The sequence below is a fragment of the Nostoc sp. genome, from assembly GCF_036917315.1.
Lineage (GTDB): Bacteria > Cyanobacteriota > Cyanobacteriia > Cyanobacteriales > Nostocaceae > Nostoc.
Genome location: NZ_JBALDR010000053.1, coordinates 25,509 through 44,340, shown reverse-complemented (window position 1 = coordinate 44,340; position 18,832 = coordinate 25,509). Strand labels below are relative to the sequence as shown.

Here is an 18,832-nt window from a genome sequence, read left to right as displayed (position 1 = left end):
TCAAATTTGACCCCTCTCCAAACCTCTCCCCGACACGGAGAGAGGCTTAATCAGCGAACTTAGGTTAAACTTTCGCCGCAGCAGCATTTGGTAAACTCACTTTCAATCGCTTAAACATCGCTTCTCGTGCTTGTGTAGCGAGGCTATCGTCAAAAGGTTTTAAGGTAATTTCCTGTTGATACTTTAGCCGCAGTGCTGTTTGAATTAACCAATCGGCGACAAAGGGATTTTTCGGTAATAAAGGGCCGTGAGAATAAGTAGCGATCGCATTCTGATAAAATGCTCCCTCAGTTCCATCTTCACCATTATTTCCCAAGCCGTATACCACACGTCCCAAAGCTTCCACTTTTCCCAACTTGGTACGTCCGCCGTGATTTTCAAAGCCTACCAAATATGGTGTGCTACCAGTCATCTCTTTTAAATCTCGCGCTAGACGTGAGGCTGTCACTTCAATTACCAAGTTGCCAATACACCGCTTAGTATTTTCACCAGGATGCACGGAAACTAAATCGAGTATTCCCAAACCATCAATCCGTTGTCCTAAACCTGGTTCATAATAATGTCCCAGCAATTGGGGTGAACCACAGGTAAAAACTCCCGGTGTACCATTTTCGATTTTCTCGCGCATCGCGTCAGCTTTTGCACCTTGTAAATCACGCATGACAATTTCTTGCTGACGATCTTGTGCGCCACCACCAACTATGACATCTACAGTTTTAATATCTGCGGCTGTGGAATTTTGATCTAAGGGTAATACTTTCACATCGTATCCCCGCCATTGAGCGCGACGTTCTATAGTAATTACATTACCGCGATCGCCATAAGTACTCATCAGCGTCGGATAAAGCCAACCAATTGTTAATTCTAAATTTTGAGAAGTCATAAATTTAGGGAATGGGACGATTACAAATGACAAATGACCAATAACAAATGACAAATTTAAAGAATTTTACGACCAGTCAGAACTTCTCGCACTTCTAGCATGGCTGAGTAGGTTGGCAGAATATGCAAAGTTTCATTCTCTGGTGTATGCTCTAATGCAGTAGCGATCGCTTGTCGTAAATCTTCTTCGACTATTAAATTTAAGTTACTCTCAGGGGACTTTTGGCTGTAACGTAGACGTAGTGCCATATCATAGACGCGATCGCCACTCACTACTAAAGTCCCGCCGCGTTCGACTAATTTCTCGGTATCCACGTCCCAAATCCAGGATACATCAGTGCCATCGGGCGTGCGATCGTTCAATACCAGCAATGTGGTTTTATCTGTGCTTTGAGTAACTACGCGAATGGTTTCATTCGTGCCCACAGGATTTTTTGATAACAATATTCGCACTCGTTTACCATTAATTACCAAATCTTCAGCCCGACCAAAAGCAGCTTGAAAGGTATTAATAGTATCTCTGATTGTTACTTCATCAACTCCTAACTCAATAGCCGCAGTTGCAGCCGCCAAAGTATTATATTTGTTGTACAAACCAACCAGGATTTGCGACCATTCATTACTTTCGAGAGTCGGTTTGCTTTTACTAAAACCACACTTAGGACAAGTAAAATCTCCCAAATGAGACAAATAAACACCCTTGTAATCTAGGGAATGTCCACATTTGGGACAATAAATAGAATCAACAGCGTGAGGAATTGCTTCTAAATAATGTTCTGGTTCATTCAAGCCAAAGAATAACACCCGTTGGGGTAACTGCTGACCGAGGTTAGATAAAGTTGGGTCATCAGCATTAGGAATTACCACCGTTTCTGGTGGTAGGGTAGAAATAACTTTTGTCCAACGCTTACTAATTGTATCTACTTCGCCGTACCGATCGAGTTGGTCGCGGAACAAGTTTAAACAGAGAATGATTCGTGGCTGGAGTGGCGCTAATACTCTTGGTACAATATTTTCATCAACTTCCAAAATGGCATAATCAGTATTTAGCGTACCTAGTAAGTTGGTACTTTCTAACAGCGCCGTCATCAAGCCATTTTCCAGATTTGCACCTGTAGAATTATGAGTGACGCGAAAACCTTTGCGTTCCAATATCGTGCATAAAAGCAGCGCTGTAGTAGTTTTGCCGTTAGTACCAGCAATTAAAATCACCCCATTTTTAACTTGCTGACTCAATAATTGTAAGAGTCTGGGTTCAATGCGACGAGCAATCGAGCCTGGTAATACACTAGCAGCACCCAGACGGAGCGATCGCACTATAAAAGTCACACTCTTTGCCACTGACACCGCGAAACCCAATCGCAGTCTATCTATGAATTGTATTTTGTTTCCCACATCTGTACCCTAGTGTTCTGGCGGTTGTTAATTAAAAGTGCAAATTTAATCTTGTGAGTTTAGCGAATCCTGGCTAAAAAAGCCAGTATTCGCAATTTTGAATTTTAGACTTCCTGCGGAATGCTACACATTGCTTGCTTCCTCAGAAGGGTACGGCTACGGTCAGTCGAATGATTTTGGATTGTTGCGTTGCGCTACTTTACCTTTGTTTTGAATTCTGCGTAGCGATACCAGCCACTTGCGAGAGATAATCTCAGTAGGCGTTATCTTAAAAAATAGTGCGTGGGCGTAATTACATATCCAGCCCAGTTGGCCAAATTCAGCACAAACTCACAACAAGTAGTAGCTTGCAAGGTTCCTTTTGATGAATAGCACAAAGTTTCTTTTTTTACATAAACAAATTACTAGCTGGCAAAGGTGGTTGTCCAAATGCCTGTTGTTGCTTGTAAGTCTTTTCATTATAAGTATGCAACCTGCATCTGCTGGTCTGAATAATGATTTATATGATGGCAACATCTTTGTCGTTTATGCTGGCAATGGTTCATTGGTTCCTCCCAGACAGACACTCGCACAGACTTTAGCGGAGCATAAACCCGTATTTTTGGCTTTTTATCTGGATGATAGCAGCGATTCCAAAAGATATGCCATTTCTATCTCACGGGTACAGGAATTCTATGGTCGGGTAGCAGAGATTATGCCGATTAGTGTAGATACTATCCCGCAGAAAGAGAGCTACGACCCAACTGAACCAGGATATTACTATGCTGGAAGCGTTCCTCAAGTAGTGGTGTTAAATAAGTCAGGTGAAGTAGTTTTGAATAAAAAGGGTCAAGTACCTTTTGAAGATATAGACGATCAATTTCGTAAAATCTTTGATTTATTACCACGTACTGAAACAGCACAGCTAAAGCGGCGAGCTTTTAATGAGTTTAGTAGTGAGTTAGCTAAGTAACCTATGGGGTAGACCAAATTGGTCTGCCCTAATTTTTAGTTATATCTGTTACTACATTGCCGCCGATGTCAAAGCATAATATTGAAATATCTGTATTAACAATTGAGGAAATTAATCCATAGTCTAAAGTCCGTAATCAATGCCCATTGCCCAATAATTAACAGAGTGTATTCTGATGTCAAAGGTTTACACCACCCAGGAGCTAATTCAAATTTTGGCAGCCGAGCGCCAAGCTTGCCTCAAAGGAAAACGCTTAAAGTTAGAAATAAAAATCTCTGGCAATCCTGTAATTGACCAGTTTATCAGCACTGATGGGTTGCAACAGTTTACTGCCTATCAAGATTTCAAAACTGCAATTCACGAGTATCAGAAAGAAAATCGAGTTTCTGGTATTATTTGGCGAGAAGTGACAGTTAAAGGAAAAAACTTGCACTATCCCGAAATAGATACTGAGTTAATTGCCCTCAATGGTGACTTAGAGATATTAAAAGCCGCTAAAAATTCCATCGTAGAATTTTGGTATGAAGTCACTATAGGAATGGATTTATACTTGAGTTTCAATAATAGTAAACAACACCAACAAATTGTGACATCTGATGTAGATAGAATTGTTCAAAGAACAGAGTGGGCAAGTTTGTGCAAGTGGGAAAATTCTAATTTTTTGGAAATGATTTTGCAGTTAGGATGGGGTAAACCAGAAGAAGCTTATTATAAACGAGGAAGACCGCGATCGGGTAGTGAATATATTCATGCAGTCAATCCCGGAAATCGCCCCATTGGTTGATTGATATGTATGGTAGCAATACTGAAACCCACGACAAAATGACGGACAGAATTGCGACATAATTGTGTTTACTTTGCTTTCTCAATAAGGCACTCTATCTGTAACAGAAATTTTACCTGTACAGATAAGTAGTAACATGAAAGTACGTGATGTAATCAAGCGACTGGAAGCTGATGGTTGGTATCTTGCTAGAACTAAAGGTAGTCATCGACAGTTCAAACATCCTGATAAAGCTGGTACTGTAACAGTGGCTGGTAAGCCAAACGTGGATGTGCCAATTGGTACTCTGAAAAATATCTGGAGACAAGCTCAATTGGAGGAAGACTGATGCGTTATACAGTTGTGATTGAAAAGGGAGCAACTAGCTACGGCGCTTATGTCCCTGATTTACCAGGTTGTGTCGCTGTGGGTGAAACTTTAGAAGAAGTTAAGCAGATGATTGCAGAGGCTATTGAATTTCATATAGAAGGAATGCTAGAAGATGGTTTACCTATTCCTAAACCTACAAGCATTGCTCATGAGGTTGAAGTTGCAAACTATAGCAAAATATAATTATACAAAACTACTAAATTAGTACCAAATAATCCTTCTAGTATTTTGTCAAGTTAGTTTTGAAAGTTTATAGTAAGGACTTTAGTGCTTAGAAAACAAGGACTAAAGTCCTTACTACGAATTTGTTAAGAAACGATGGTTATCGACTTTGAACTATTGACTCTTGACTAGAGTTTTCAAGTTCGGGGAGTTCTACTCCGGCGGGTTTCCAGCCTCCTGCCCAAGCAAGGCATAGATGACGGAAGCGATCGCCCCGCACCTCAAAATTCGGATATTGGTCAAAACTGGCACAAGCCGGAGATAGCAACACCACAGGCGCTTGATACTGCTTGGCTAATTCTGCCGATTTGGGAACTGCCCTTTCCATAGTTTCCACGATATGGTAGTTATGATACCCCACCTCTCGGAGACGTTTGGCAAATGCAGGTGCAGCAGAACCAATCAATAGCACAGCAGCAGCTTTGGTTTGAATTTGTGCTAGCCAGGCAGTATCATCACCCGCTTTAGCTTCTCCACCAGCAATTAAAATTGCTGGACTGTTAACAGATGCTAAACCAACTTCAGCAGCATCATAGTTGGTGGCTTTGCTGTCGTTAATGAAATCAATACCTTCCCATGTGCAGATATGCTCCAAACGATGGGCAACACCAGGAAATTCCCGAACTGCAAGTGCGATCGCATCACGATTAATTCCCGCTAATCTTGCTGTTGCTACTGCCATCAATAGATTTTGCTGGTTATGTTCTCCCACCATTCGCAAACTAGATACTTTCACAATCGGTTCTGGTGTCGAGGTTGCAGTCAATTTTTCCACAACCCAGCCGTCTTCAATGTAAAAGCCTTTTTCGCTAATCAGAAAATCTTTTCCTCTCACACTTGTCCAATAGGCATCAGGCCAAGCACTTAAACCTAGCTGGCTCAAGTAGGCATCATCGCCATTGAACACTTGCAACTCAGACTGACGTAATAATTTGGCTTTGATGTTGTAATAGTTCTCTAAAGTCTGATGGCGACTGAGGTGATCCGGCGTAAAAGTCGTCCAAACACCGATCCGGGGAGCAAGAGAACTCGAAGATTCTATTTGATAGCTACTAACTTCCGCAATCACCCAATCAACATGATTTTGGATCGCAGTTCCTTCACCTCTGCCCCCCTGCCCCTCTGCCCCCCTGCCCTTCTGGGATAGGGCAACTTCACAAGCAGCGTAGCCAATATTACCGCAGGCGGGTGCATTTAATTCTGCTGCTTGGAAAATGGCAGCAATTAAAGCTGTGGTAGTAGTTTTGCCATTAGTGCCGGTAATTCCTACCCAAGGTAGCGATTGCAAATTTCGCCAAGCGAGTTCCATTTCGCCAATGGTTTCAATACCTAGTTGGCGTGCCTCAACTAATACGGGAATATCCCAAGGCACGCCAGGACTAACGACTATTAATTGGGGTAAATTAGCACCATTCAATTCTAGGGATTGTCCTAGTTTCACGGTTATTTGCTCGGCAGCGAGTTCTTGTTGTTGTTCTAGGAGGGTTTTGGAGGTGTTGCGATCGCTCAGCTCTACCTCCCAACCTTCCCGTTTCAACAATCTCGCCGCAGCAACACCGGACTTTCCCAATCCAACAACATGAGCTTTGGACATAGATTGCAGCAGAGTGTCCCTGGTTAAGCACTCCCTATAGTAGCCTTTCTTGGCAAAAATTACACCAGTTTTTGTTGACCTACGCTACAGATTTTTGACGATCGCACCGAAGTCAGCTAAAACACGGGCATGATTGCGAACTAGTCCCAGCAGATGTAACCGATTACGCTTGACTTCTGGATCGGAGTCCATAACTAAAACGCTATCCGGGCCATCAAAGAAGTTACTAACTGCTGGAGCAATTTTTGTGAGTGCTGCTACTAATAGTTGATAATTTCGTGTCTGCTGTGCTGCTTGAGTTTCCGGTACTGATTCGATTAGTGCATTATACAAAGCTGCCTCAGAGGGTTTTTGGAATAATTCTTGACGAACTACGGCTGTTGGTTCTAGCTGTTTTGTATCCAAATCACCTTGGGCGGCTAATCGTGTGGAACGGTTAACGGTTTCGTAGATGTTATCTAAGGTACTGTCATTGCGGATTTGTTGTAAGTATAAGGCGCGATCGCGGACATCCAATAAATCTTTTAACGTCCGTTCTGTGTATTCTGGATCGTTTTCTCCTAAAACTGCATTTACTAAGTCGTAATCAATCTGTTTTTCTTCTTGTAATAAAGTGCGGATGCGTTGCAAGAAAAACTCTTGTAATGCTGTGGTTAATGATGCTCGATCTTTGTGATATTTGGCTGCAAAGTCTGTTGCTATTTCCTTCAATAAATCATCTAAATTTATTGGCAGATTATCAAACCAAACAATTTTAACTACAGCATTAGCAGCACGGCGCAAGGCAAAGGGATCGGAGGAACCCGAAGGAATTAAACCTAAACCAAAGATACTCACTAAAGTATCTAATCTATCTGCCAAACCAACAATTTTACCCGTGAGTGTTTCAGGTAATACATCACCGGCTCCCTTTGGCAAATAATGTTGATAAATTGCCTTTGCTACTTCCGCATCTTCACCACTAGCTAAGGCATATTTTTCTCCCATAATACCTTGCAATTCGGGGAATTCATACACCATTTGTGTCACCAAATCTGCTTTACATAATAAAGCAGCACGTTGGATTCTTTGGCTTTGATCTTCCGCTAATTCTAATTGACTGCTAATTTGCTCGGCAATTTGAACAATTCTATCTACCTTGGCACGTACCGAACCCAATTCTTCTTGGAAAGTGACTTTTTCCAATTGCGGTAAAAAGCTTTCTAAAGGTTTAGTTAAATCAGCTTCGTAGAAAAATCTGCCATCAGCTAATCTGGCACGAATTACCCTTTCATTTCCAACAGCAACAATATCTGATTTCTTGGGATCGCCGTTAGAAATGGTGATGAAATTTGGTAATAATTCTTGCTCAAAACTCCCTGGTTTGAATACAGGAAAATAACGTTGATGAGTAACCATCACTTCAGTAATTACCTCAGTTGGTAATTCTAAAAATTCTGGTTCAAATTTACCAACAACTGCGGAGGGATATTCTACAAGGTTGGTTACTTCCGCTAACAAATCGGGGTAAATTACTGTATACCCGTCTAAATTCTCTGCGACTGCATTTACTTGCTCTTTAATCAGATTTACCCGTTCTTCTGGGTCAACGGTGACATAAGCAGACTTGAGGGCGGTAACATAATCAGTAGCTTGGGCAATTGTCACAGGTTCAGGATGCAAAACCCGATGACCTTGGGAAATGCGATCGCTCTGAACCGTTTTAGAACCATTCACTAATTCTAAAGGCAGCACTGTCTCATCTAACAAAGCTACCAGCCAACGAATTGGTCGCGAAAACCTCGCATCCCCGTTTCCCCAACGCATTAACCGCTTACCTTCTAACCCCCAAATCCACTGGGAAACAAGTTCTGTCAAAATTTCCGCCACAGGACGACCGGGAATTCTTTTTTGCACAAAGACAAATTCCCCTTTGTCAGTGGGGCGAACTGACAGCGCATCCAGTTCCACACCTTGCTTTTTGGCAAAACCTGCGGCGGCGGCTGTCGGCTGACCATCTTTAAAGGCGGCTTGGGCGGGGGGCCCTTTAATTTCTTCTTCTCGATCTGGTTGCTGCGATGGTAGACCTGTAATCAATACCGCCAGCCGCCGGGGAGTACCGTACACCTTGACACTTTCGGACTTGAGACCGTTTACTTCCAGGCTTTGGGGAATGCGTTCCTGCCATTGCACTAAAGCATCACTGAGAAAACTTGCAGGTAGTTCTTCTGTACCAACTTCTAATAGAAACCCAGGCATATAACACTGTTTTCAACTTTGCGTAGCTCAACTTTATCAGTTATTCTCAGGCGATCGCTCGTGATTTTTAGCTGAATCATAGACTTGACATTTTATGCAAAACTTTATAAAACAAGTGCTTCTCTTCATAAATTCATTACATTACATACCGTGTTTTGTGCGGTATTTACGGATATATATTTCTATCGTAAGCTTAGTCTTGATTGATGCACTGATATATGCATCATGACAATCAATTTCGGAGTTATGACCATGAAAAATATTTTCGCCAAAATCACCGCGATCGCAACACTGGTTGCTGCGATCGCGGCTGGTGCTAACAACCCAGCCCAAGCTATTGAATTAAACTTTAACTGGCAAGGTGATGCTGGTTACTCAGCAACGGGTTCATTCAGCTACGACGAAACTACAGCACCAACAATCATTTCAGAAGTTGGTAGTGGAGCCACCAACTTTTTACAATCTTTGAATGTCTCCTTCTTAGATCCATCTAAAAATCTTCTGGGAACCTATAACACTGTTAGTGGTGGAGTGTCAGAATCTAGCTTCTTTGCTTTCAACTTTAATACTTCCACTCAGACATTATTTGGCCCCTTTGATGTCGCTGGAGGAACGGGTGTAATTGGAGAATATTTCTTTCAGGGAACGGTTGGCGACTCTTTGTTCTTACGTCAGGATGTCGATCAACAGGGAACGTCAACAACACTAGATCAAAATTCTGGTTCTATCCAAGTATCCAAAGTCCCTGAACCTGCTTCTCTCTTGGGTTTGCTAGCATTTGCTGGTTTGGGTGTAGCTTCAACTTTCAAGAAAAAGCAAGCCTCTTACTAGAAATTAGGGCTTTCTAGTCAGAGCTTGCCAAATTTACTGAATCTCTATTCTAGCCCTACTAGTTCAGTTAACTAGTGGGGCTATCATATAACCTGATTAAAATATGAGTGAAAAAGAATGTAGAGACTTAGCGGTGCTAAGTCTCTACAAGGATTTTGGATAACGCATATTTAATTTCACCAAATGTCTATTAGTTTGTCATCAACACTTTTACAAAGCTACAGGGCTGAGTGAAATTAATTTTTACTTTTACCCCAGCATTTATGACTCAGCATCCAACACTGTTTTGCTCAGTGCCTTTGAACTACTCAAAAAGTTGGATTTTGCTGAATGAATACAATACTGATAACTTGGTTAAAAATACTTCATGTGCCAGTTGAAAAGGCGGAATGAGGGTTATATGCATAACAGTGAATATAATGTTACAATTCTCCCAGTATAAATTGAGGCATTAGTTCGGAGATAAACAGACCAACTATTGTCATAATCACTAGAAAATAAAGTCTATATTTATCAATAGCCTAAGCTGTGTATACAAAGTCATATTTTAATTTTTAAGTGTTTTATGCAGTACAAAAATTATCTTTTGAAAACTACGAAGAAAATTTATAAGCAATGTTTAACACATTTTTTTTAATCAAACAATTTAACCAGTCAAAATACAGCATTTGTAAATAAATGAGGTAACAAAATGCAGGGATACAAATCAGATATAAACAGTTTCTATCTCTGCCTACTGCTTCCAAAACGGTAGCTTTGTACTTCATGCAAAAAAAATCTGTAAATAATAAAAATAGCAGCCCCACTGGCTATTCATAAGTAATCCGCTCGTCTCATGCTATCTTCACAAAATTCACAAATAATTCATGCATATTCTGATTTATTCCTACAACTATCATCCAGAGCCAATTGGAATTGCTCCGTTAATGACTGAATTGGCAGAAGGACTAGTAAAGCGAGGTCATCAAGTGCGGGTGATTACGGGAATGCCCAACTATCCTCAGCGCGAAATTTACGATGGGTATCAGAATAAATGGTATCTTACGGAACAAAAAAATGGCGTCACAATTGAGCGAAGTTACGTACGAATTAAGTCTAAACCTAACCTCATAGATCGGCTGTTACTGGAGTTGAGCTTTGTTTTCACGAGCTTACCTCAAGCCTTTAAAGGTGGGCGACCAGATGTGATTATCTTAACAGTTCCGCCGCTACTAGGTACTTTGCCAGCAACAACATTGGGCTGGTTATACAACTGCCCAGTAGTTCTAAATGTGCAAGATATTTTACCAGAAGCTGCTGTGCGTATTGGGTTATTAAAAAACAAGTGGATGATCCGAACTCTTGCAGCTTTAGAGAAATTTGCATATCGGACTGCACATACTATTAGTGTGATCGCTGATGGGTTTCGGGAGAATTTAGTAAATAAGGGAGTACCGGTTAATAAAATCGTTTGTATTCCCAATTGGGTAAATGTAAATTTCATTCGCCCGTTACCCAAACAGAGCAACTCTTGGATATCTAACCATCAACTAGATGGGAAATTTGTAGTACTTTATTCAGGCAATATTGCTCTAACGCAAGGTTTAGAGACAGTAATCGAAGCAGCCGTTTGTTTACGTCATATCAAAGATATTGTCTTTGTCATTGTTGGCGAATCAATAGCATTGCAAAGGTTGCAGGAATATTGTTTATCAAATGGAGCAGATAATGTTTTGCTACTACCGTTACAGCCGCGAGAAAAACTACCTGAAATGCTAGCAGCTTCTGATGTCGGGCTAATTGTGCAAAAGCACAATGTGATTTCGTTCAATATGCCTTCAAAAATACCACTTTTGTTGGCGAGTGGTCGCCCAATTGTGGGTTCAGTTCCCGCCACTGGTACTGCTGCTAAAGCCATCGAACTCAGCGGTGGTGGGATAGTTGTTGAACCAGAATCGCCCCAGGCAATGGCCGCTGCGGTGCATGATTTATATGCTAATCCGGCTCTAGGGAGGAAGCTAGGTAGCACAGGAAGACAATTTGCCGAAGAAAACTATTCCTTAGAGCAAGCGCTCGATCGGTATGAGTGGCTTTTTTCTCATATTGTTACCAACCGAAAATCAACTGTGGGGATTTTACCAAAATTCGATTCTAAAAAATCAGTTGTAGATGGTTGAAGGGGATTGAGGATTTCTCACTCGTTGGCTACACAAACAAAACCCCGATCGGTTGATCTTTAACTCACCCATTCGGGTGAGTTAAAGATCAACCGATCGGGTGAACTAACTGTAGGAAGTTGAGACTGCTCAAAAATAGGAATCTAGAGAACACTGGCTGATTGCACGTCGTTCTTGGTGAGGATAACTTGATGAAACTCGCAACTTTGATTAAGACAGCTGAATTAATCAGCGTCGGCTTACTCCTGCAAAGAAGTAAAGCTACGCATAGCGTGTCGCAGACAAGCGTCTCGTAAACAAAGCATCGCTCCAGATTTTTTCTTCCTTAAGATCAGTATTCACTAGTACTCAAGGGGGATAAACTCATCTGTAACTTATACCAATCTTGTCTGCTATGTGGTTATAATGCAAGCAAGCGCTTGCAAACACTCATACAAAACTTAGCGTCAAGTACGGCACAAACTTATGCACCTCGATCTAGTCAGCAACTAAGGTATTTGCAACGGCAAGTTTAACCACAGCGACAACACGAGAAATTGCTCGTGTTGCTGCGGTCAATGAGGTAACTTTATTTCGTCATTTCTAAAACTGAAAAGCAACTACTAACTTGCTCTAATTACCGAAGCATCGCTTTACAGGCAGAAGCTTGAACTGCAACAACATGAACCGTGCTTTCTCTCTGAGCTAAGGCACTGGGTTTATACTGACTAACAAAAAACTATAAATTACACTTTAAGAAATTGAACGGAGTTAGGTAATGTACAAATCAACCATAATATGCTGAACAAAATTGCTTCATTTTAGGTGCTAGACATCGTGAGCGATCGCCCAAATACCCAAACATATTTTTCATCAACATATAGAAAAAAGGGCTAAAAAACTATTCCAAATAATGCTTTTTTAGCGAAAAGTAGATTGCCCAAGTCTAAATCCACAAGACGAGAAAACGAAGATGTCCCATTCTGAGTTCCCTGACTCTCCCTTACCCATTGAAATAGAACAGCCTGCTGTTACTGATTCTAGTCAAGAGTCGCAACAATTGCCACAGCGATCGCCTAAGCCACCTCAAAAACGTCGTTGGCCCCTACTATTAGGAATCGTCTTATTAATTGCAGGTGTAGGTTTTGGTTGGCGCTGGTGGCAAACTAGTAATGCTAGCAAAGCACAAGGTGGTGCTGAAGCAAATGCTAGTCAACCTAGAGCAGTTCCAGTCAAGCTAGCGACAGTGAAAACTGAAACCGTTCAAGAAAGTTCGGAGTTTATTGGCTCCTTAGAAGCTCCACGTTCAGTAATCATCAAGCCACAGGTTGAAGGGCGAATTACCGAGATTTTCATCCAAGAGGGCAACCGCGTTCAACAAGGGCAAGTCATTATTAGTCTGCAAAGTGATAATGTCCAAGCTCAATTGTTACAAGCTAGAGGCTCACTCCAACAAGCTCAAGCACGTCTTGCTGAACTCAAAGCAGGTACGCGACAAGAAGAAGTTGCTCAAGCTAGAGCGCAGTTAACCCAAGCCCAAGCTCGCTTTAGAGATGCCCAATCGGGATCGCAACCAGAAGAAATTGCTCAGGCTGAGGCTCAAATTCAGTCAGCGAAATCTGATGTGGAATTAGCACAGTCACGCGCCAAACGATATGCACAATTGAGAAAAGAGGGCGCAGTTTCCCAAGATACCTTAGAAGGATATGTCAAAGAACAGCAAAGTGCTGAAGCTGCTCTGGTCGTAGCCCAGAAACGCTTAGATCAACTCCGTCAAAGCAGAAGATCGAGTGTTAATGAGCTAGCTGGTGCTTTGGAACAACAGAAACAAAACTTAAGACAACTAGAAAATGGTTCGCGTCCAGAAGAAATTGCCCAAGCGCGATCGCAAGTAACTCAAGCAGCTGCCCAAGTTCAAGCCGCCCAAGTGCAACTGCAATACACAAAAGTCCTTGCACCTTTCACTGGCATTGTTGGTGATATTCCAGCAAAGGTGGGAGATTATGTGGAAAAAGCAGATCAGCTGACTACACTAACCAGAAACGACTCTTTAGAACTGAATATTTCTGTTCCCGTAGCTGAAGCCAGAAAGTTACGCTTGGGCTTACCTGTGCAAATGCTCGATGTCCAAGACAAACCCATCGCAACCGGTAAAATCAGTTTTATCTCCCCAAATGCTAGTTCCGATTCGCAGACAGTTTTGGTAAAAGCCAACTTTGGTAATTCGAGAAATCGACTGCTTAATCTTCAGTCAGTGCAAACCAAAGTGATCTGGAACGAACGTCCAGGAATCTTAATTCCAGTTACAGCAATATCTCGCTTGGGTGGAGAGACTTTTGTATTTGTGGCGCAAGCAGCGCCGCAGGAAAAGTCTAAACCTGGAGCGCCAGCTTTAGTAGCTCAACAAAAACCGGTGAAATTAGGAGTTATTGAGGGGAATAATTATCAAGTTATCGAAGGACTAAAAGCGGGGGACAAAATTGTTGTTTCCGGCATTCTTAACTTAACCAATGGCGCTCCCATTACTCCTGAAACACAAGAAGTTGGTAGCCAGAAGCCTTAGCTGAAGAGAAGATGAGGGCGCGGGGGCAGAGAAGCAGAGGAGCAGGGGGGAAATAACCAATGCCCAATGCCCCCATGCACCATGCCAAATACCAAATACCCAATGCCCAATTTTTAAACTATGTTTGTTGACTTCTTTATTAAGCGGCCAATTTTTGCGTCGGTATGTGCGATCGTCATCCTTTTAATCGGATTAATCAGTATTCCCACACTACCGATCGCTAGGTTTCCAGAAATTAGTCCCACCCAAATCACTGTCACTTCCAACTATAGCGGAGCTAGTGCCGAAGTCGTAGAAAGCGGTGTGACAAATATCTTAGAAAGGCAAATCAACGGGGTTGAGGGACTCAGATATCTGACTTCTAGCAGCAGCAACGATGGTACAAGTACCATTACAGCCACCTTTGATTCATCACGGGATAAAGATATTGCGGCTGTGGATGTGCAAAACCGTGTTTCTGTTGCCCAACCACAACTACCAGACTCTGTGCAACGCACGGGAGTGCGAGTATCGAAAGAATCTAGCAATATTCTCTTAGCGATTGGTTTATTCGCTGAAAATAAAGAGTACGACAATATATTCTTAAGCAATTATGCCGACCTTTACTTAGCAGATGCCCTAAAAAGAGTCAAAGGCGTGAGCAACGCTCAAATTTTTGGCGAACGTCGCTATGCAATGCGCCTGTGGCTAGATCCGAGTCGCCTTGCTAGTCGGGGACTAACGACCAAGGATGTAGCGAATGCTTTATCTGAACAAAACTTGCAAGTTGGTGCAGGGAGAATTGGACAAGAACCGGCTCCTGAAGGGCAAAGATATCAACTTGATGTGCGTGCTGCTAGCCGATTAGCAGAACCATCAGAATTTGAAGAAATTGTCCTGAAAACTGGAGATGATGGCACATTAGTCAAGCTCAAAGATGTCGGTAGAGCGGAACTGGGTGCAGAAAACTACAGTTCATTTCTGCGATTTCGTGGTAACGATGCTGTCGGTTTAGGGATTTATCAAGTTCCTGGTAGTAATGCCTTGGATGTGGCTAAGGGAGTCAAAGACGAACTAGCGCGATTAGCTCCGAGTTTTCCCCCAGGGCTGAAATATCAGGTAGCTTTTGACACGACATCCTTTGTAGAAGAGTCGATGTCAGAAGTTATCAAGACTCTGATTGAAGCGGTAGTGCTAGTTGTAATTGTAATTTTTGTGTTCTTGCAGGACTGGCGAACTACTTTAATTCCAGCACTTACCATTCCGCTTTCCTTAATTGGGACATTTGCCTTTGTCAAAGTTTTTAACTTTTCCATCAATAGTTTGACTTTATTTGGTCTGACTTTAGCATCGGGGATGGTGGTAGACGATGCGATTGTTGTAGTTGAGCAAATCAGCCGTTTTATTCAGGATAAAGGCATAAATCCTCGTCGAGCCGCTAGTGAATCAATGAAGGAACTGTTTGGCGCGGTTATTGCCACTTCATTAGTATTAATGGCGGTGTTTGTGCCAGTGGCGTTTTTTCCGGGAACCACAGGCGCACTTTATCGGCAATTTGCCCTGACGATCGCTTTCTCCATTGCGATTTCAACTTTTTTGGCTTTGACCTTGACACCTTCCCTGTGTGCGCTGCTGCTGCGTCAAGGACAAAAACCTTCAGGCTGGTTAGGCTGGATTTTTGGCCAGATTAATCGGTTTCTTGACTGGGTACAGAATGGTTATAAGCGATCGCTGACCTTTCTAACACACATCAAAGCTATTGTCATTGGGTTGTTTATCGTTTCTTTGGGAATGACTGCTTGGTTGTACACCACAGTACCAACAGCCTTTCTACCCGATGAAGACGAAGGCTACTTCATTACAATTATCCAAGGGCCGCAAGGCGTTTCGCTGCAATATACTAGCGATGTGATTGCACAGGTAGAAAAAGAAATTCTGCAAATTCCAGAAGTACTGGGGACTTTTGCGATCGGTGGATTTGGTTTTAGTGGTAGTACCGCCAATAGCGGCATCATATTTACCACTTTAAAATCTTGGGATGAGCGCTCAAAACCCGATCAATCAGTACAGGCGATTATTGGCAGCTTGCAAGGGAAGTTGTTGGCAATTCCAGAAGCCAGGGTTTTTCCTGTAAATCCGCCACCAATTCAGGGTTTAGGCAATTTTGGCGGCTTCGTCTTTCAACTGCAAGACCGCAGAGGTAACAGTGGCTTAGAAAATCTAGTCCAGTCGATGGGTCAGTTGCTGGGTAAAGCTAATCAAACACCAGGATTACAAGCTGTATTTAGCACCTTTGCCGCAGATACACCACAATTGCTTGTGGAAGTGAACCGCAATAAAGCCAAATCATTGCAAGTTTCCATAGATGATGTCTTCAGTACTTTACAAACTGCTTTGGGATCGCAATATGTAAATGATTTTAATCTCCAGCAGCGTAATTATCGGGTGTATATCCAGGCAGATCAACAGTTTCGTTCCAATCCCAAAGATATTGGCAAACTATACGTTCGTTCTCAAAAGAATCAAATGGTTCCTTTGAGTAACTTAGTCACAGTTACTCAGACTGTGGGAGCGCAAACGATAAATCACTATAATCTGTTCCGCTCAATTGAAATTAATGGTTCCGCCGCTCCTGGCTCTAGTTCAGGAGACGCAATTAAAGCAATGGAAAAAGTTGCTAAAGAAGTTTTACCTGCCGGTTATGGTTACGAATGGTCAGGAACTGCATTAGAAGAAATAGATTCTGGTGGTTTAGCACCGCTAATCTTTGGATTAGGAATAATCTTTGTATTCTTGGTACTAGCCGCTCAATATGAGAACTACGTTGATCCCTTTATCATTCTGTTATCAGTTCCCTTAGCTATTTTTGGAGCGCTTATAGCTCAATCCATGCGGGGTTTTGCGAATGATGTTTACTGTCAAATTGGTCTAGTAATGTTGATCGGTTTAGCTAGTAAGAACGCAATTTTGATTGTGGAATTTGCTAACCAATTACGAGAACAAGGGCTTTCGATTACTAAAGCAGTAATTGAGGCTTCGCAAGAGCGGTTACGTCCAATTCTGATGACTGCTTTTTCTACACTATTGGGGATTTTTCCGTTAGCTGTTGCCACAGGTGCCGGTGCGGGTAGTCGCCAATCTTTAGGAACAGCAGTTTTTGGCGGAATGTTAATTGCGACTTTCTTGAGTTTGTTTGTAGTACCGATTTTGTATATCGTGATTAAAACGACAACAGAGCGATTTATCAAACCAAATCGACATCAAGAAGTACCAGTAGAAGCAGTGTCATTAAATGGTAGTACTGCTGTATATTCACCAAAAGCTGAGGATTGATTCTCTTTCGCTATCGATTGAAGCAAATCAATTTAGGGACTTGCAAAAATTCTACAACGCTCTCAAAATTTCCATGTGGGCATGATAACAAACCAGAATGTATAGTACGAATGTACGCTGAAATCAAGACAATGGTAACAATAGCAGTCAATCCCTATCTCGATGGCAATTTTGCTCCAGTCCATGAAGAAATCACCACCGACAAATTGTCAGTCATCGGTGAATTACCCCTTGATTTATCAGGGATGTTTGTGCGTAATGGCCCTAACCCCCAATGGACACCTATCGGTCAATATCATTGGTTTGATGGGGATGGGATGTTGCATGGTGTGCAAATTAGCAACGGCATAGCCACTTATCGTAACCGCTACGTCCAGACTTTCGGATGGAAAAAAGAACGAGAAGCAGGTAAAGCTATCTGGACTGGGTTGTTAGAACCGCCACAAATGGATAACCCTCACGGTCGCTACAAAAATACTGCCAATACTGCCTTAGTGTGGCACGCTGGTCAGATGTTAGCGCTGAACGAGGGGGGTAAACCTTACGCCATCAAGCTGCCTGAATTAGAAACCATTGGCGAGTATACCTACAATGGCAAGCTGGTTTCTGCCTTCACAGCCCATCCCAAAGTAGACCCCGTTACAGGGGAAATGATCTTCTTTGGCTATTCTCTGTTTGCGCCACCGTATCTGCAATATAGTGTGGTGTCAGCAGAAGGCGAACTCTTGCGAACAGTGCCAATTGAACTGCCAATAGGGGTGATGATGCACGATTTTGCCATCACTGAAAACTACACAATTTTCATGGATTTGCCGCTGACTTTTAACCTCGAGCGATCGCAACGGGGAGAACCTGTAATGATGTTTGAGCGCGATCGCCCCAGTCGTTTTGGCATTCTACCACGTCACGGTGACAACAGTAATATCCGCTGGTTTGAAAGTCCTGCTTGCTACGTCTTTCATACCCTCAATGCTTACGAAGAGGGAGATGAAGTAGTGTTGATTGCCTGTCGCATGAGTTCTACAACTGTTTTGAGTTCTGATGATTCGCAACCAGATCCAAACGCAAATATTCCCCGTCTGCATCGTTGGCGATTTAACCTCAACACGGGGACAGTGCGTGAAGAGATGTTAGATGATGTAGCTTCGGAATTCCCCCGCGTCAACGAAAACCGATTGGGGCGACAAAACCGATATGGCTACACTAACAAAGCGGCAAACAGTCCCGTACCTTTATTTGACGGTATCATCAAATACGACTTCAGCAGTGGAAAATCTCAAACACATGAATTTGGACAGGGGCGCTATAACGGTGAAGCTGTATTTGCGCCGCGTCCTGGTGCAACGGCTGAGGATGATGGTTGGCTCATAACTTTCGTCCACGATGAGAATTCAAACACCTCAGAATTAGTAGTAGTGAATGCTCAAGATGTAACAGCTAAACCTGTAGCGCGGGTGATAATTCCCCAACGAGTGCCTTATGGGTTTCATGGTGCTTGGTTTGCCGAGGAATAGCTAAATGGGCAGTTAGAAACCGTGTCTACACAGAAAAAACC

Annotated in this window: 13 protein-coding genes and 1 pseudogene; 10 read left to right on the top strand and 4 right to left on the bottom strand. The window is 42.5% G+C overall.

Features of this window, described 5'->3' with window-relative positions; genetic code table 11:
- Window positions 1-64: 64 nt before the first annotated feature.
- Together V7K84_RS25975 and V7K84_RS25970 are read right to left on the bottom strand one after the other, a co-directional pair.
- The gene (locus V7K84_RS25975) at window positions 65-883 is read right to left on the bottom strand and encodes a type 1 glutamine amidotransferase (protein ID WP_334842349.1); all 819 of its coding nucleotides are present in this window, start codon (window positions 881-883) and stop codon (window positions 65-67) included.
- Window positions 884-939: 56 nt separating this feature from the next.
- A complete protein-coding gene (locus tag V7K84_RS25970; RefSeq protein ID WP_334842347.1) occupies window positions 940-2,277 on the bottom strand; it encodes a Mur ligase family protein in 1,338 nt (445 codons plus the stop codon).
- A gap of 364 nt (window positions 2,278-2,641) precedes the next feature.
- Here V7K84_RS25970 and V7K84_RS25965 point away from each other — a divergent pair, with 364 nt between their 5' ends.
- The 4 genes from V7K84_RS25965 to V7K84_RS25950 all read left to right on the top strand — a co-directional run bounded on the left by V7K84_RS25965 (window position 2,642) and on the right by V7K84_RS25950 (window position 4,565).
- On the top strand, window positions 2,642-3,229 hold the full coding sequence (locus tag V7K84_RS25965) for a thylakoid membrane photosystem I accumulation factor (protein ID WP_334842345.1): 588 nt from the start codon (window positions 2,642-2,644) through the stop codon (window positions 3,227-3,229).
- A 175-nt stretch (window positions 3,230-3,404) separates the two neighbouring features.
- Window positions 3,405-4,013 carry a hypothetical protein gene (locus V7K84_RS25960; RefSeq protein ID WP_334842343.1) on the top strand — a complete coding sequence of 203 codons (609 nt, stop codon included), beginning with the start codon at window positions 3,405-3,407 and terminating at the stop codon, window positions 4,011-4,013.
- Between the two features lie 136 nt (window positions 4,014-4,149).
- Window positions 4,150-4,341: a type II toxin-antitoxin system HicA family toxin gene (locus V7K84_RS25955; protein ID WP_334842341.1), complete on the top strand. Its 192-nt coding sequence runs from the start codon at window positions 4,150-4,152 to the stop codon at window positions 4,339-4,341.
- Window positions 4,341-4,565, top strand: a complete 225-nt coding sequence (locus tag V7K84_RS25950; RefSeq protein ID WP_292719064.1) for a type II toxin-antitoxin system HicB family antitoxin — start codon at window positions 4,341-4,343, stop codon at window positions 4,563-4,565. Before V7K84_RS25955 ends, V7K84_RS25950 begins: the two co-directional genes overlap by 1 nt.
- Before the next feature lie 139 nt (window positions 4,566-4,704).
- On the opposite strand, the gene murD is transcribed toward V7K84_RS25950, so the two are convergent.
- Window positions 4,705-6,198, bottom strand: a complete 1,494-nt coding sequence (gene murD, locus V7K84_RS25945; RefSeq protein ID WP_334842339.1) for a UDP-N-acetylmuramoyl-L-alanine--D-glutamate ligase — start codon at window positions 6,196-6,198, stop codon at window positions 4,705-4,707.
- A gap of 84 nt (window positions 6,199-6,282) precedes the next feature.
- Window positions 6,283-8,436 carry a glycine--tRNA ligase subunit beta gene (gene glyS / locus V7K84_RS25940; protein ID WP_334842338.1) on the bottom strand — a complete coding sequence of 718 codons (2,154 nt, stop codon included), beginning with the start codon at window positions 8,434-8,436 and terminating at the stop codon, window positions 6,283-6,285.
- A gap of 252 nt (window positions 8,437-8,688) precedes the next feature.
- On the opposite strand from glyS, the gene V7K84_RS25935 reads away from it, so the two are divergent.
- The 6 genes and pseudogenes from V7K84_RS25935 (at window position 8,689) to V7K84_RS25915 (ending at window position 18,791) form a co-directional block, all read left to right on the top strand.
- Window positions 8,689-9,267, top strand: coding sequence for a PEP-CTERM sorting domain-containing protein (locus V7K84_RS25935; protein WP_334842336.1), 579 nt, complete (start codon window positions 8,689-8,691; stop codon window positions 9,265-9,267).
- Between the two features lie 866 nt (window positions 9,268-10,133).
- On the top strand, window positions 10,134-11,423 hold the full coding sequence (locus tag V7K84_RS25930; protein ID WP_334842335.1) for a glycosyltransferase family 4 protein: 1,290 nt from the start codon (window positions 10,134-10,136) through the stop codon (window positions 11,421-11,423).
- A 529-nt stretch (window positions 11,424-11,952) separates the two neighbouring features.
- Window positions 11,953-12,009 (top strand): annotated as a pseudogene (locus tag V7K84_RS34345) (hypothetical protein); the annotation flags it as partial.
- A 366-nt stretch (window positions 12,010-12,375) separates the two neighbouring features.
- Complete coding sequence (locus V7K84_RS25925) at window positions 12,376-13,965, top strand: efflux RND transporter periplasmic adaptor subunit (protein WP_334842333.1); 1,590 nt, start codon at window positions 12,376-12,378, stop codon at window positions 13,963-13,965.
- A 120-nt stretch (window positions 13,966-14,085) separates the two neighbouring features.
- Window positions 14,086-17,277, top strand: a complete 3,192-nt coding sequence (locus V7K84_RS25920) for an efflux RND transporter permease subunit (protein ID WP_334842331.1) — start codon at window positions 14,086-14,088, stop codon at window positions 17,275-17,277.
- Window positions 17,278-17,408: 131 nt separating this feature from the next.
- Window positions 17,409-18,791 (top strand): carotenoid oxygenase family protein, encoded by a 1,383-nt coding sequence (locus V7K84_RS25915; RefSeq protein WP_334842329.1) that lies wholly within the window; start codon window positions 17,409-17,411, stop codon window positions 18,789-18,791.
- Window positions 18,792-18,832 lie beyond the last annotated feature (41 nt).

Coding starts and splice junctions, on each gene's coding strand:
- murD (WP_334842339.1), bottom strand. CDS start 6,198: ATGTCCAAAGCTCATGTTGTTGGATTGGGAAAGTCCGGTGTTGCTGCG.
- V7K84_RS25965 (WP_334842345.1), top strand. CDS start 2,642: ATGAATAGCACAAAGTTTCTTTTTTTACATAAACAAATTACTAGCTGG.
- V7K84_RS25975 (WP_334842349.1), bottom strand. CDS start 883: ATGACTTCTCAAAATTTAGAATTAACAATTGGTTGGCTTTATCCGACG.
- V7K84_RS25950 (WP_292719064.1), top strand. CDS start 4,341: ATGCGTTATACAGTTGTGATTGAAAAGGGAGCAACTAGCTACGGCGCT.
- V7K84_RS25915 (WP_334842329.1), top strand. CDS start 17,409: ATGGTAACAATAGCAGTCAATCCCTATCTCGATGGCAATTTTGCTCCA.
- V7K84_RS25955 (WP_334842341.1), top strand. CDS start 4,150: ATGAAAGTACGTGATGTAATCAAGCGACTGGAAGCTGATGGTTGGTAT.
- glyS (WP_334842338.1), bottom strand. CDS start 8,436: ATGCCTGGGTTTCTATTAGAAGTTGGTACAGAAGAACTACCTGCAAGT.
- V7K84_RS25960 (WP_334842343.1), top strand. CDS start 3,405: ATGTCAAAGGTTTACACCACCCAGGAGCTAATTCAAATTTTGGCAGCC.
- V7K84_RS25920 (WP_334842331.1), top strand. CDS start 14,086: ATGTTTGTTGACTTCTTTATTAAGCGGCCAATTTTTGCGTCGGTATGT.
- V7K84_RS25935 (WP_334842336.1), top strand. CDS start 8,689: ATGAAAAATATTTTCGCCAAAATCACCGCGATCGCAACACTGGTTGCT.
- V7K84_RS25925 (WP_334842333.1), top strand. CDS start 12,376: ATGTCCCATTCTGAGTTCCCTGACTCTCCCTTACCCATTGAAATAGAA.
- V7K84_RS25930 (WP_334842335.1), top strand. CDS start 10,134: ATGCATATTCTGATTTATTCCTACAACTATCATCCAGAGCCAATTGGA.